The sequence below is a fragment of the Verrucosispora sp. FIM060022 genome (assembly GCF_003977705.1).
GTDB classification, from domain to species: Bacteria; Actinomycetota; Actinomycetes; order Mycobacteriales; family Micromonosporaceae; genus Micromonospora; species Micromonospora gifhornensis.
The window spans coordinates 511,147-525,786 of record NZ_RQIV01000001.1 but is presented as its reverse complement, the minus strand read 5'-3'; the positions used below and the strand labels follow the sequence as shown (position 1 = coordinate 525,786).

Below are 14,640 nucleotides of genomic sequence, written 5' to 3'. Positions count from 1 at the left end.
GACGGGGATCAGCGGCCGAAGGCGAGCAGCGGCAGGCCGACCCGGGCGAGGGCGGCCTGCTCGGCAGGACTGCACGGCATGCGCCCGGTCACCTTGGCGATCAGGGTCAGCCGGTCCCAGCCCAGCTCCGCCGGCAGGAAGCGGCCCGCGGTGAGCAGATCGGCGATGACCCGGCTGGCGGCCGTGGTCAGCCACGGCGGCCGGTCCAGCGCCGCCGCCAGGTCCAGGCCGTGCACCCCGACCTCCACCACCCGGGTACGCAGGAACTCCGTCACCGTCATCGCATCGCCGTGCCGGGTGCGTACCACCCGATCCGGTGGGTTCGCCTCGACGGCCGCGAGGGCAGCGCGCCAGGCCCGGTCGAAGTCCTCGCCCAATCCGCCCCCTCGGCGCGTGCCCTCCGAGCCGAACCTCTCCCCACCACCCTCAACCCGCCCGTCTCCCACCCGAGCCGCCTCGATGCGAGCCGATTCGATGCGAGCCGCCTCGATGCGAGCCGATTCGATGCGAGCCGACTCGGCGCGGGCCGACTCGATGCGGGCGGCATCGACCTCGGTGGTGAACTTGGCGGCACCGAAGTAGCCGGCGGCGTCGACCAGGGCGCCGTTCGGCGCCGGTGCAGCCAGCATGTCGATCAGCCGGCCGGCACCGGTGCGGACATGTGCCAGCAGTTCAGCCACCGTCCACGGCACGCAGCCGGTCGGCCGGGCCAGGTCCTTCGGATCGAGGGTCGCCAGCACCTCCCCAAGCCGCAGGCACTCCTCGCGGAAAGCCGCCCGAACCAGATCGGCGTCCCCCAAGCGCTCCCCCACCTCGGACAGCCCCACATCGGGCAACCCTGCGTCGGACGGCCCTAGCTCGGGCAACCCAACCTCGGACAGCCCTGCGTCGGACAGCCCCGGCTCGGGCAACTCCGTCTCGGACAACCCCGGCCGGGACGGCCCCCTCTCGGGCGGCCCTGTCACGAACATCGCCGATCGCCCGTCCATCGCACCTCTCCACCTTCCACTGGACCCACGATTCATGATCGCGCTCGATCCCGGATCGAGTGGTCTCGTTCTCATACTCAACCCACTCGATCCAGGATCGAGCATGATCTTGCAGGCAAGGGCCGGACGCCGTGGTGTGGGGGCACGGATGAGACGGGTCGACGTGGTCGGTGCCCGTAGCCGGGAGCGGGTGAAGGCCGGCGTCCGGCAGGACCCGCGCTGTCAGGCTGTCGTGCAGGTGGAAGCCGGCGCGGAACACGGGTACCTCACCCGGTCGGTGGTGAAGACGGGCGGGCCGATCACCTGGAGTTCCACCGACGCCCGGTAACCACCCAGGGCGCGCCAGAAGGCATTGCCAGTCCGTCGTAACCGGGTACGCGGTCTGCGTGGAGGCGGTCAGCCCCACCGCGACCAGGTTCGCAGTCGGCGCGGGTGGTCAGCCCTTGTGGCGAGGAACGATGCGGTGCACGGCGGAGAGGGCCAGCGCCATGACCACCCCCATCGTTCCGGCGATGCCGGCGGCGCTGCCGGCGTACCCGACGAACAGGGGGTGGCGGGGCAACTCGGCCGCCGCGGTGGCGCGTTGCCCCGCCAGCCAGGACAGTGCCAGCGCGCAGCCCGCGATCGCCAGGAGTCCACCGATGCCGAGGAGCAGAGCGACGCCCCGGTGCGCGTCGGCCGAGGATACCTTCGCCTGTTCCCGTTGGGTGATCAGCAGCAGCAGGCCGGCCAGCGCGGCCCACACGCCGACGACGAGGAACGCGGCCACCGCGTCGCTGGGGCGGTGCCAGCCCGCCGAGAGGGTCGCCACCCCGGCGAGAGCCGCGTAGGCGGCACCGACCACGGCGGCGAAGGCTCGACCCTTGGGCGGCAGGACGAGCACCAGCGCCACCGCCACCGAGGCAGCGACGGTGGTGTGCCCGCTGGGCAGGCTGTTGCCCACGTACGCCCGTTCCGGGTCGATGCCGTAGTCGGGCCGGACCAGGCCGTACTTCAGCAACTGGGTGGTGACGTTGGCCCCGGCGATCAGCAGGGTGGCCGCCACCGCCAGGGCCACCCGGCCCCGGATCAACGCGATGAACCCGATCGTCACGGTGGCCGCCAGCAGCGACACCACGGACATCGCGTTGAGGATCCGGTCCACCGGATCCTCAATGTGGTCACGGCCGATCCGGTTGCCGGTCAACGCCGCCGTGTCGATCCATTGGCCGACGTCGGTGTAGAGGGCGAATCGCCAGACGACGATGAAGGCCGCCGTCTGGACAAGGGCCAACAAGACCAACCAGACCGCAGTCCCACCCCTCGGCGTCACGCGCACCCGGACAACTTAGCCGCCGCTGCCCGCAGGTCCACCAGTGGCCCGCCGACCGCGTCGGCACCGGCGTCAGGCGCAGCTGAGCAGGGGCAACGGTGGGCGGCACGGCGGCCGGACGGAGATGTTGCGAGGCGTCGGGCCGACGGCGAGGAGGATTGTGGCCGCAACAGCAAAAGGGAGAGGCCGCCACGGGGGGAGCGGCCTCTCCGGTGATGTACGTTACTCCGTCCCCGGCGGTGTTGTTATCCCGAGGCGGTCACTTTTTTTCACGATCTGCGCGGTGTCACTGTCGAATCGGGGGGCGGTGGGGTGGGTCGACTACTCCGCTGCGTCGGCCAGAGGGCCGACCCACCCCGGCCTGACCGTGGGCGTCAGGCCGCCGGCCGGTCCTGCCTCTACCCCCGAGGCCCGGCCGGAGCCTCCGGGTGGGTCACCGCCCACCCGGAGGACGTTGTTCGTCAGCCGTTCGGGAACAGCTTCCCGTAGTCGGCGTACGCCATCGCGACGTCCGCCTGGGCCCAGAACCGGTGGTAGCGGAACTCCGGCTCCGGTCCACCGTCGAGGTACGCCTGGACCTTCGGCCACGCCGGGTCGTTCTTGTAGAACGACCGGATGTCGACGAAGCTCTTGCCCGGGGCGATCACGTCACCGTTGGGCATGCGACCGGTCCAGCCCTGCGGGATGTACAGGCCCTGCCCGGTGGAGGCGTCGTAGACGTCGTCGAAGCGCCGGTAGTCGCCACGCTTCTCCACCGTCGACACACCCTGCGCGTCGCTTTCCCCGTGCAGCGCGTCCAGCAGGCCCTTGGCGGTGTTCTTCGCCGCCACGTTGCCCGACTTCGCCGCGTAGGCGATGAGCGTACGGGCGTAGGAGGCGGCGATGCCGACGTCCTGACCCTTGGCGATCACCTCGACGTGCAGGTTGGTGTTCGGCTGCGGGTTGGTCGGGTTCCAGTTGTTGGGCTGGCCCGTCCACTTCAGGTCCGCCGGGATGGACCAGTCCTCACCCAGCGTGGTGTTGGCGATGGCCCACGGCACCCACTTGTCCAGCAGGGCCTTGGCGCGGGCGTCACCGCTGACCAGGTACAGCTCGGCGATGCGCTGCATCGACCAGGCCTGCATGCCGAACCACTGGTTCGACGGCGGGTCGTTGTAGACCGGGTCCTCGTCGTAGAACATGCCGTAGAAGGTGGCGGTGCCGGCCGGCGGCGTGCCGTAGTGCCCGCCCCAGCTGTTGGTCGCGCCACCGGCGATGCCACCCTCGGCCGACTGGAGCCAGGTGTAGAGCTCCAGCTGCCGGGTGAGGCTGTTGTTCCAGTCCGCCGCCGCGGTCGACGAGCGCGGCTTGAGCTCGTTGACGTTGGTCAGCGCCCAGGCCGCGAACGGGTTCTGGTAGCCGAAGTGGCTGTGGCTGGAACCGATCCGCCACGACCAGTTCTGGCTGGTCTCGTACGCGCCGCCCCAGGCGTAGTACCAGGAGAGCAGGTAGTGGGCGGACTCGCGGTTGTTACCGGCCGGGCACTGGGTGGCCCCGACGCAGTTGCCGATGCGCTTGAAGTACTTGTCGAACAGCGCGTACCGCAGGTAGTCACCCATCTTGGCGGCCTTGGTCACGGTCGCCGCCACGTCGGCCTGCTTGTTCTGCTCCTTGGCCCAGGTCAGCGCCCAGTACGCGGCCTGCACGGCGCGGGCGTCGGCGTCCGGGGCGTTCGTGTACTTCCACTGCTTGGCCGGGGTGCCGGACTCCTTGATGAACAGGTCAAGGTAGCCGCTCGGGCCGCCGTGGGCGAAGGTGTCGCAGGAGGGGTGCGGCACGGTCTCCCACACCGACTCCTGGGTGCCCCGCTGGAAGGTGTTGATGTACGCGGGACGGGTGGTGCCGTTGCCGCAGCGGCCGAAGCCGTAGACGTTGTCCACGTCCAGCAGCCAGTGCATGCCGTAGATGCTGCCGGTGCCGTAGGTCTGCTGGAGTTCCGCGCGCAGCGGGTCCTTGCCGACCGGCACGTTCGCGTTCAGCTGCGACGGGTACTGGCTGGGCAGGTCGTTCTCGGCGGCGTAGGTGGCGTCACCGGCGGAACCGGCGGTCGGCTGGTCGGCCGTGGACGGGATGATGTAGGTCTCCATCACCGTCCAGGCGTTGTTGAACGGCGCCCAGTTCTGGGTGACCCGACCGTAGTACGCCTCCAGCCACAGCCAGAAGCTGAACGCCTCGGAGGTGGTCTGGTGGCCGTGGTCGGGCGCCTCGACGATCAGCGTCTCGATCGAGTGGTACGGCACGCCCTCCGGGCTGAAGTAGCCCGAGTTCTTGATCTTGTTGTACTGGGTGAGGAAGCGCTGCACGTACTCGCCGTCGCCGCCCGGCACGTCGTTGTCGATCTCGGTGACGGTGACCGTCGCCGGCGTGTGACCGGCGGCCGAGGCGGTGATCGTCGCGGTGCCACCGACAGTGTCGGCGTCCTCGGCGGCCTGGACGGTCACATCGACGCCACTGTTCCAGTTGCTCGTGGTCAGCGTCAGCGGCGTCGACGGGACGGTGATGTCGGTGTCACCGGTGCGGGTCAGGCTCACCGAGACGTTCGCCGACGGCGCGCGGCTGAGCTTGACGTTGAACGTCGAGCTGCCGCCTTCGGGCACGGTCAGCGCGGTCGGGGTGGCCACCACCGCCGGCGCGGTGGACGCGGTGACGCTGAACGACCGCTCGGCGATCGCCGACAGTCCACTGTTGTCGTACGCCCGGGCCTGCACCGTGTAGTCACCGGCCGGCAGGCTCTCCAGGGTGTACGCGTACGGCGCGGTGGTGTCGGTGTTGACCAGCAGTCCGTTGCGGTAGAACTCGACGCGGGCGATGGTGCCGTCCGGGTCGCTCGCGGTGGCGGTCAGCGGCACGGTCGCCGGAGCGGTGAACGGGCCGGCGGGGACCGACAGGCTCACCGTCGGAGGCTGCTGGGCGACGCCACCGCAGGTGACTCCGTTGACGGAGAACGAGGTCGGCTTCGGGTTGCTGCCGGTGTACGAGCCGTTGAAGCCGATGGTGGTGCTGGCGCCGGTGGCCATGCTGCCGTTCCACGCCTCGTTGACGGCGGTGACCTGGTTGCCGCTCTGGCTCCACCGGGCCGACCAGCCGTTGGTGACCCGCTGGTTGCCGGGGAAGGCGAACCGCAACGTCCAGCCGTTGACCGGGTCGCCGAGGTTCTTGAGGGTGATGTTGGCGGTGAAGCCGTTGCTCCAGTCATTGGTCTCATAGACCACGTCGCAGGCCGGTGCGGCCTGCGCGGCGCCGGCGGGTACGGTCACCCCGCCGATCGCCAGTGCCGCGGCGCCGAGCCACGCCAGGCGGCGACGTCTTGCCAGATTTCTCATCTGCGCGGTGTCTCCTCGAACCAGGCCGGGTGCGGTGCCGCCCCGGCGGGACGCCTCGCAGACGACAGGACGCGAGACGCCGGTGGATGGTGGTGGGCCGGCCGACCGGCCGGAACGCAGCAGGTCGTCGTCAGACACCCACTGCGATCAGGGCGCCGTACCGGATACACCGGAAGCCCTCGGCGGCCCCACGCTCACGCATACCTGGCTCCACGTGGTCGATCGACAGTGTGCCATGGAAGCGCTCCCAGCACCAGAGATCACACTTCCGGAAGCACTCGGTTGTTTCGATCTTATTTTGGGGCTTTCACAAAGCCGTGACGGGCGTTACAGTCGCAAACAACGTCGATGGGAGCGCTTCCATCGACGGAGCTCCAAGCATTGGATTACCCGGCGCTGTGCCCACAGCAACGGGTACTAAGACCGCAGGCCGACGGCGGGCCAGCCCGGACACCGCCGTCAGCCGTCACCCCACCACAGTGAGGGGAGGTGGATCCTCAAGCCACTCGCGTGGCCCGGCTCCCGCGCGACACGCACGACTGGGACGCCAATCCGCACGTGCGTGTACCGCAACACGGTGGGGACGGGGGTTGCCCTCCCCCGTCCCCACACTAAACCCCCGTTCACGATGGGAAAAGAGGCCGACGGGTCAGACGCGCATCACCCGCGCGCCCCGCACGGCAGTATGCCCCGCCCGCCGACCGTGCGCTGCCCCGCCGACCACCTCCGGGAGCACGCCGCCGGTCCGCCCGCGGAACTCGGCGCACCCCGGTCCCGCCACACCCGACGCCCGACCGGCTGACCGCCAGAACCCCCACCTTTGTCTCCGCCGCCACCGCGGTCGTCCGTGATCTGTGACGATCATGCGCCAGCGGCGGCCGCCCACCCTTTACGCTGTATTGGGAGCGCTCCCGAGGGGCGCGGCGGCCACCCCACCCACGAGGAGAACCCATGTCGATGCTCACCAGGCGCCACCTGCTGCGCCGCGCGGCGCTGTCGGCCACCGCCGTGACGCCGGCCGGCGCCGCACTGGGCGCGGTCACCACCGCAGCCGGCGCCACCGCCCTTGCCGGTTGCCAGCCCGGCGAGGACGCCGCACCCACCGAGCCGGCCGCCAGCTCCGCCACCCGGTTGCAGTTCCCGGTGAACTTCGGCTGGGGCGCAGCCACCTCGGCGTACCAGATCGAAGGCGCCGCCAAGGAGGACGGCCGGGGCGAGTCGGTCTGGGACACCTTCAGCCACACGCCGGGACGCATCCGTAACGGCGACACCGGTGACGTCGCCGCCGACCACTACCACCGCTACGCCGAAGACCTCGATCTGATGCGCGACCTGGGGCTGCGCAGCTACCGGTTCTCCATCTCCTGGCCGCGCATCCAGCCCGACGGCACCGGCGCCGCCAACCAGCGGGGCATCGACTTCTACCGTCGCCTCGTCGACGGGCTGCACGAGCGCGGCATCTCCCCGATGGCCACCCTGTTCCACTGGGACCTGCCGCAGACCCTGCAGGACGCCGGCGGCTGGGAGTCCCGCGACGTGGCGTACCGCTTCGCCGACTACGCGGCGACCGTGTTCGAGGCGCTCGGCGACCGGGTGCCCGTCTGGCTCACCATCAACGAGCCCAAGACCGTCGTGCAGAACGGCTACCTGTTCGGCCACCACGCCCCCGGCCGGCAGGACCCGGACGCCGCCTACCTCGTCGCCCACCATCTGCAACTCGCCCACGGCCTCGCGGTGCAGGCGCTGCGCGCCGAGGGTGGCACCGGCCGCATCGGGCCGGCCTTCAACCTGCACCCCTGCTACCCCGCCGACGACTCGCCCGCCGCCGCCGAGGCCACCCGGCTGTACGACGGGTACGAGAACCGCCTCTACCTCGACTCCGCCCTCAAGGGCAGCTATCCGGAGGACGTCCTGGCCGACCTCGGGCCGACCAGCCGGATGGTCCGGGGCATCCGCGACGGCGACCTGGAGATCATTTCCTCCCCGGTCGACGTGCTCGCGGTGCAGTACTACACCCCGATCTACGTCACCGCCAACGGCGGCACGGTGCGCCGCTGGCCCACCTCCGAGGCGAGCTGGCAGCAGATCTACCCGGACGGGATGTACGACATCCTGACCCGGGTCACCCGCGACTACGGCCCGATCCCGCTGACCGTCACCGAGAACGGGCTGCCCACCCCCGACGTCCTCGCCGCCGACGGCACCGTCGAGGACACCGGCCGGGTCACCTTCCTGCGCGACCACCTGGCCGCCGCCCACCGCGCCGTCACCGACGGCGTGCCCCTGGAGAGCTTCCATGTCTGGTCGCTGCTCGACAACTTCGAGTGGGCCGAGGGCTACGACCAGCGCTGGGGACTCATCTACATCGACTACCCCACCCAGCGGCGGGTGCTCAAGCGCAGCGCCCACTGGTACCGCCAGGTCATCGCCGACAACGCGGTGTGAGACCCGGTGACGCGCCGGGCCGGCGTACGGATCAGAGCCGCCGGCCCTGCGCGTCCCAGGCGAGGATGCCGTCGAGCCGTTGCCCCGGGCGCAGCACCTGCGGATGGAACCAGAAGACCACCACGTCGTCGTCCTCGCTCCACCTGGCCAACTCCGCCTTCAGCCGCTGCCCGCCGATCGATCCCATGATCCGGGTGGCCGGTCCGACGAAATACCCGAACGTGGGCACCGGATCGTCGGGGAGCAGCTGCGCCGACGGCTCGTACCCGATCTCGTGGAAGCCGGGTCGGCGGTCGCTGCCCTCGACGTCGTTGATGAGGTAATCCACGATCAGCGCGCCGGTGGCGGAACGCCGGCCGGCGACCAGACCGATCGTCACCTCGGAAGCCCGGGGGACGTCGACCTCGACGAAGTAGAAGACCCGCTCGTCGCCGCCGTACCGGATGCCGGTGCTCAGGACCGTACCGATCGGCGGCGGTGCCGGTGGCGGCGTCGCCGCGCCGACGGTCGGCTCGGTGACCTCGGCGGCCGTCGACGAGGTGGTTGCGGGCTGCGGCCCGCGCTCGAACGGATCGGGTTGGCGGAGCACGGTCGCCGCACCGACGGCCACCACGACGACCGAGAGCAGGGCCGTCCCGCCCCGGACCACCCGTCGCCTGCGGCGCAGCCGACGCCCCTGCCGCATGATCGTGTCCACGTCGAACCGACCCCGGTCGTCCGGTTCGGTGGCCCGGATGGCCGCGCGGAGGCGATCTGTCTCGTTCATCGGTCGCCTCCCGGCGCGGTCGGCAGTTCGACAAGGGTCTGCCGCAGCTTCTCCAGGGCCCGGGAGGTGGTGCTCTTCACCGTGCCCAGGGAAACGTCAAGCTCGCGGGCGACCTGCTGTTCGGGCAGGTCGAACAGGTAGCGCAGCACGACGATCGCCCGTTGACGGGCGGTGAGTGCGCCGAGGGCGAGCTGCAGCCAGCGCCGGGCGGTGACCTCGTCGGCGACGTCACCGCGTCGCTGGTGCGGAACCTCGTCGACCGGGTACTCCCGGATCGGACGCCGCCAGTTGTCCACTATGTAATTGATCATCACGCGTCGGGTGTAGGCGTAGGGGTCGTCGCGACGTACCCGCGACCACGACGCATAGGTACGCACCAGCGCGGTCTGTGCGGCGTCCTCGGCCTGATGGTGGTCGCCGGTCATCAGGTACGCGGCATGAGCCAACCGGCCGGAGGCCGCCTGGACGAACTCCACAAACTCGGCGTCACCCCTGGCCATCGTCACCTCTTGCCTGCCCCACGACCGGTCCTGACGAGCGAGGCCCCGAAAAGGTTGAGCCGTCGGCGGATGAACTTTCCACCGATGCCGGTCGTCTTCCTCCCCGCCGCCCCGACCCGGGCAGGCAGTGGAGGGAGAACCATGATGTCGTACGCCCCTCGGATGCCCGCCGGTCGCGGCCGGTCGTGGGCGTCCCCGCTGGTCGCCGTCGTGCTGGCCGGTTGTGCCCCGGCGATGCCCGCGCCCGCCGCGCCGTTCGCGCCGGTCGTGACCGCGTCGCCGGCCGGCCGACCGAGAGTGGCCGCCGCACCGCTCGCGTCCACGCCCCCTGCGCCGGTCAGCTACCCGGCGCGGGGCGCCAACCGCTGGGACGTCGCCGGTGGCGAGGCGGCACCGAGGACCGGGCCGGGTCGGCTGCTGCGTTACCAGGTGGCGATCGAGCGGGGCATCGAGGGCATCGCGCTCACCGAGTTCGCCGCCGAGGTCAGCCGGATCCTCTCCGACCCGCAGGGCTGGAGCGCCGGTGGGCAGTGGCGGCTGCGCCGGGTCGGCCCGGACCGTCGTCCTGACTTCACCATCTATCTGGCCACCCCGGTCACCCGGGACCGGCTGTGCCAGGACGTCCCCGACGGCTACACCTCCTGCCGCAACGGTGACCGGGTGGTCGTCAACGTCGCCCGCTGGGTCAAGGGCGCACCCGGCTTCGGCACCGACGTCGACCACTACCGCCAGTACGTGGTCAATCACGAGGTCGGTCACCGTCTCGGCATGGGCCACGAACTGTGCCCGGGCCGTGGCCGACCGGCGCCGGTGATGCAGCAGCAGACCCTCGGCCTGCACGGCTGCACGCCAAACGGCCTGCCGTACCTCGACGGTCGCCGCTACTCCGGGCGATCCGGGAGCTACGACGATCGGATCCCGCCGCGCGACCGGGGCCTGCCGGGCTGACCCATCGACGGCCCGGGTGGTGTCCCGCCGGACGCGGGCTGCGCCTAGGCTCGCGGGATGGATCGGAATCGACGATCGCTGGGCCGGCCGTTCTGGACGTTCTGGAGCGCGGCCGCGCTGGCCAACCTCGGTGACGGCATCCGGGTGGCGGCCTTCCCGCTGCTGGCCGCGACGCTCACCGACAATCCGCTGGCGGTCGCCGCCGTGGCCGCCGCCCAGTTCCTGCCCTGGCTGGTGTCCGGTCTGCTCGCCGGTGCCCTCGCCGACCGCCGTGGGGCCCGCAGCCTGCTCACCGTCGCCGACACCGGCCGGGTCGTCGTGCTCGGCACGCTCGCCGCCGCGATCGCCCTGGGCTGGGCGACCATCGCCCTCGTGGTGGCCGCCGCGTTCCTGCTCGGCGTCGGCGAGACCATCCGCGACACGGCTGCCCAGACCGCCGTACCCCGGCTCGTCCCGGACGCCCAGTTGGAGAAGGCGAACGGGCGGCTCGTCGCCGGTGAGATCGTCGGCAACGAGTTCGTCGGCCCCCCGGTGGGGGCGCTGCTGTTCGTCGTCGGTGCCGCCATCCCGTTCGCCGTCAACGGCGCCACGCTCGCCCTGGCGGTGATGCTGGTGTTGTCCCTGCCGCTGACCCTGGCCCACCGGCGCGGCAGCGACGACGACGCGCCGGTCGCCGACGGCGACGGTGTCCTGGCCGGCCTGCGCTGGCTGGTGCGCCAGCCGATGCTACGAACCCTGGTGCTCGTCACCGCCGCCGTGGCCGCCGCCGACACCGCCTGGTTCGCGATCTTCGTGCTCTATGCCCGCGACGCCCTCGACCTCGGCGCGTTCGGCTTCGGACTGCTGCTGGCCACCGGGGCGGTCGGCGGTCTGCTCGGCTCGTTCACCGCCGACCGGCTGATCGCCCGGTTCCGCCACCGCACCGTGCTCACCTGGTCGATGGCGGTCACCGCGGGCGTACCGGTGCTGCTGGCGGTCGTCGCCGACCGGACCGTGGCCGTGGTCGTGGTGGTCGCCACCAGCGCGGCGTTCGCCGTGCTCAACGTCGCCGCCCTGTCGGTACGGCAGCGGCTGGTGCCCGGCGGGTTGCTGGGTCGGGTCATCGCCGCTGCCCGCCTGGTCACCTACAGCGCCACGGCACTCGGCGCGCTGGCCGGCGGCGCACTTGCCGCCCGCGCCGGCCTGGGCGCGCCGTTCGTGTTCAGCGGCGCGGTCGCCGTCGCTGCCACCGCAGCCTGGTGGCTCGCTTCCCGACCCGCCACGCCCGGTGCCCTCGGCCTGCGCTGAGCGCGATGTCACGAAGGGCCCCGGCCGCTGGGCGAGGGGCCCGGGTCAGCGGGGCAGGGCCTGCTGCAGCTCGGCGCGCAGGGCCGGGGTCAGCATCTCCCCCGCCTGCTTCGCCAGCCGGGCCATCTCGTAGCCCACCACACCGATGTCGGCATCCGCTGCAGCCAGGGTGGCCAGGATCGAGCCGTCGCGGATCTGCATCACCAGGAAGTAGCCACGGCCCATCTCGACCACGGTCTGCTTGACCACGTCACCGTCGAACATCTGGGCCGCACCGGCGGTGATGCTCATCAGGCCCGAGGTGACCGCGGCGAGCTTGTCCGCGTGGTCGCGCGGCAGGTGATCGGAGATGGCGACCAGCAGTCCGTCGGAGGACACCACCACGGCGTGCGCCACACCGGGCACCCGTTCCGCGAACCCGCTGACCAGCCAGCTGAGGTCCCGGGCCTCCTGAGACAACGTTGTCACTTGGGTCCTCCTTCACTCCATGTCCCGGGCGGTGGCACGGGTATCTCGGTGGTCTCCTCGGCCTCGGCACGTCGCACACCGCTGTACAGCTTCGACAACATGCCGCCGACCGCCTCCGGGTCCGGGTCGTGCCGCGCCACCTGCTGCTGCCCGGGCTGGGCCGGCTGGGTGACGCTGCGCAACTGGGCCATCGGCACCCGCATCGGCAGTCCCCGGTCGTTGGTGCCCCCGGTCACCGGCACCGACGGCGGTGCCGGACTGCCGGCGGTCGCCGGCGACGACGGCCCCTCCCGGGACCACCAGCCGCTGCCGGTCGACGCCGGCGCGGCCGCCGGGGCGAGCACGTCCTCCGCGCGTACCGGCACGGGGTGAGCCTGTCGGGGCACGGTGGTCGGTCGCCGCCCGGCCACCGGCAACTCCACCGGCTGCGCGGCGGTCACCGGTGCCTGTGAGCGGGGCACCGGCAGCGCGCGCGGCGACGGCACCGGGTCCAGACCCGGCGGCGGTGGGGCCGCCAGTAACGCACCGGGCAGCCGGATCCGGGCCACCAGCCCGCCGGTCCCGCCGTGCAACCGCACCTCGATGCCGTGCCGGGCCGCCAGGTGGCTGACCACGAACAGACCCATCCGCTCGACCGTCGCCACGTCCGCCGCCGGCGGCTCGGCCAGTACGGCGTTGGCCTCGGCCAGCGCGGTCGGGCTCATGCCCAGACCCTGGTCGGCGATCTCGACCGTCGCGCCGGCGCCCTCCGCGCGGGCCATCACCTGCACGATCGTGTCGGGACGGGAGAACGCGGTGGCATTCTCCAGCAGCTCGGCGAGCAGGTGCACCACCTCGCCGACGGCATGCCCCACGAGATGCAGGTCGGCCACCGCCTCGTGCCGCACCCGCTGGTACTGCTCGATCTCGGCACTCGCCGCCAGCAGCACCGCGTTCAACCCGACCGGCCGGTTCCAGCGGCGGGTCGACTCGGTACCGGCCAGCACCAGCAGGCTCTCGTCGTTACGTCGCATACGGGCGGCGAGATGGTCCAGCTTGAACAGGTTCTCCAACTGGTCCGGGTCGCTCTCCTCGCGTTCCAGGTCGTCGAGCAGCTCCAGCTGCCGCTCCACCAGCACCTGGCTGCGCCGGGCGAGGTTGACGAACATCGCGTTGACGTTGCGTCGCATGTTCGCCTGCTCGACGGCCACCCCGACCGCGCTGCGGTGCACCGCGACGAACGCCTCGGCCAGCTCACCGATCTCGTCGAGCGAGCGCACCACCGCCGGCGAGACCTCGATCTGCGGCACACCGCCGGAGACCGACCGCAAGCGGGCCAACGCGTCGGGCAGCTCGATCTGCGCGATCCGCAACGCCTGCGAGCGCAGCAGGCGGATCGACCGGGCCATCGACCGGCCGATCAGCACCGAGATCAGCACGGCCACCAGCAGCACCGTGATGATCACGCCGACCATCAGCAGCGTCTCCCGCAGCTGGGCGGCGCTGGCCCGGTCCGCCTGGGTCGCCGAGTCCGCGAGGATCCCCGCTTCGAAATCCCGCAGCAGGTCATGGCGGACCTCACTGAACGTCCACCAGTCGTCGTCGGCCAGCAACGTCAGCGCGGTCGGGTTCTGGGTCAGCGCCCGTTCCTCCAGCCGGCCGGCCTGGACGAAGGGATCCAGCTGACTCATCTGGTCGTAGCGGGCCACCTGCGCGTTGCTCGCCGCGACACGGAACGCGCCCAACGCCGTCAGCTGCCGCGATCGTAGATCGTTGAGCTGTGCCCGGTCGTTGTCCTGGTACCCACCGTTGCGGGCCGCCGCGTAGAGCTCCGCGCGTACTCGCGAGGAGAGATCCTTGGCCCGGGCGAACTGCACGTAGCGCAGCACCGCGTCGGACAACTCCGGCCGTTCGGCGCCCGGCGACGGCTGGGCGAGCAGGGTCAGCAGCGCGTCGACCGCCCGGTGATAGTTGCCGAGGATGGTGTCGTCACTCAACACCACGGTGGTCATCACGTTGCGCATGTAGAGGATCTGCTGGTACGCCTGGTGGGCCACCGAGTAGGTCTCCGCCCAGGATGAGTCGCCCTTGCCCACCGGCTCGGCGGCCCGGTGCAACGCCTGCGCTGCCTGGTCGACGCCGTCGCGGTACGGCCTCAGCACCTCCACCACCTGCGCGCTCTCCTCCTCGGAGGAGGCGGCCCGCAACGCGGACAACTCACCGGCGGTGCGGTCGCGTTCCTGCTGCAACCAGTGCACCAGGTCGGCGATCTCCGGCCCGATGCCCACCTGCGCAGCGAAGTCACTCAACGTGTTGGCCCGGCTGACCAGGCTCTGGGTCTGCACCCCCGCCAGGACCAGGAAGGCGACCGACGGGATCACCAGCACCGTGGCGAGCTTGGTGCGCATCCGCCAGTCCCGCAGCCGCAGCGCCGAACGGCGGCGGTGGGGCACCACCCGGACATCGAACCGTCGCCGACGATGGTTCGACACCGTCGAGGCCTGGTCCGGTCCTGCTGCCACGAGCTCCTCCTCCCACGCGTCCGCCGCGGCCCGGGGAGCGCCCGTTATCCAACCAGGTCCCG

General features: G+C 71.4%; 11 protein-coding genes. 4 read left to right on the top strand and 7 right to left on the bottom strand.

What is annotated here, in order from left to right:
- Nucleotides 1–8 precede the first annotated feature (8 nt).
- Nucleotides 9–812, bottom strand: coding sequence for a maleylpyruvate isomerase N-terminal domain-containing protein (locus EG812_RS02335; RefSeq protein WP_233579341.1), 804 nt, complete (start codon nt 810–812; stop codon nt 9–11).
- A 325-nt stretch (nt 813–1,137) separates the two neighbouring features.
- On the opposite strand from EG812_RS02335, the gene EG812_RS02330 reads away from it, so the two are divergent.
- Entirely contained in the window at nt 1,138–1,317 is a 180-nt protein-coding gene (locus EG812_RS02330) for a hypothetical protein (RefSeq protein ID WP_126710599.1), read from the top strand.
- 108 nt (nt 1,318–1,425) lie between these two features.
- Here the strand turns inward: EG812_RS02330 and EG812_RS02325 are convergent, their stop codons facing one another.
- On the bottom strand, nt 1,426–2,307 hold the full coding sequence (locus tag EG812_RS02325) for a phosphatase PAP2 family protein (protein WP_043721383.1): 882 nt from the start codon (nt 2,305–2,307) through the stop codon (nt 1,426–1,428).
- 455 nt (nt 2,308–2,762) lie between these two features.
- The gene (locus tag EG812_RS02320; RefSeq protein ID WP_013734767.1) at nt 2,763–5,663 is read right to left on the bottom strand and encodes a glycoside hydrolase family 48 protein; all 2,901 of its coding nucleotides are present in this window, start codon (nt 5,661–5,663) and stop codon (nt 2,763–2,765) included.
- A gap of 951 nt (nt 5,664–6,614) precedes the next feature.
- Between EG812_RS02320 and EG812_RS02315 the strand changes: the two genes are divergently transcribed.
- Nucleotides 6,615–8,108: a GH1 family beta-glucosidase gene (locus EG812_RS02315; protein ID WP_126710598.1), complete on the top strand. Its 1,494-nt coding sequence runs from the start codon at nt 6,615–6,617 to the stop codon at nt 8,106–8,108.
- Between the two features lie 31 nt (nt 8,109–8,139).
- Here EG812_RS02315 and EG812_RS02310 read toward each other — a convergent pair whose 3' ends face one another.
- Both EG812_RS02310 and EG812_RS02305 read right to left on the bottom strand, forming a co-directional pair.
- Complete coding sequence (locus EG812_RS02310) at nt 8,140–8,874, bottom strand: hypothetical protein (RefSeq protein WP_126710597.1); 735 nt, start codon at nt 8,872–8,874, stop codon at nt 8,140–8,142.
- Nucleotides 8,871–9,374: a SigE family RNA polymerase sigma factor gene (locus EG812_RS02305; protein WP_013734770.1), complete on the bottom strand. Its 504-nt coding sequence runs from the start codon at nt 9,372–9,374 to the stop codon at nt 8,871–8,873. Before EG812_RS02305 ends, EG812_RS02310 begins: the two co-directional genes overlap by 4 nt.
- A 144-nt stretch (nt 9,375–9,518) precedes the next feature.
- Between EG812_RS02305 and EG812_RS02300 the strand changes: the two genes are divergently transcribed.
- Together EG812_RS02300 and EG812_RS02295 are read left to right on the top strand one after the other, a co-directional pair.
- On the top strand, nt 9,519–10,322 hold the full coding sequence (locus tag EG812_RS02300; RefSeq protein WP_126710596.1) for a DUF3152 domain-containing protein: 804 nt from the start codon (nt 9,519–9,521) through the stop codon (nt 10,320–10,322).
- Between the two features lie 57 nt (nt 10,323–10,379).
- Complete coding sequence (locus EG812_RS02295) at nt 10,380–11,609, top strand: MFS transporter (protein ID WP_126710595.1); 1,230 nt, start codon at nt 10,380–10,382, stop codon at nt 11,607–11,609.
- 45 nt (nt 11,610–11,654) lie between these two features.
- On the opposite strand, the gene EG812_RS02290 is transcribed toward EG812_RS02295, so the two are convergent.
- Together EG812_RS02290 and EG812_RS02285 are read right to left on the bottom strand one after the other, a co-directional pair.
- On the bottom strand, nt 11,655–12,077 hold the full coding sequence (locus EG812_RS02290) for a roadblock/LC7 domain-containing protein (protein ID WP_013734773.1): 423 nt from the start codon (nt 12,075–12,077) through the stop codon (nt 11,655–11,657).
- Nucleotides 12,074–14,578 (bottom strand): sensor histidine kinase, encoded by a 2,505-nt coding sequence (locus EG812_RS02285; RefSeq protein WP_126710594.1) that lies wholly within the window; start codon nt 14,576–14,578, stop codon nt 12,074–12,076. The genes EG812_RS02290 and EG812_RS02285 overlap by 4 nt, the downstream gene beginning before the upstream one ends.
- Between the last annotated feature and the right edge of the window lie 62 nt (nt 14,579–14,640).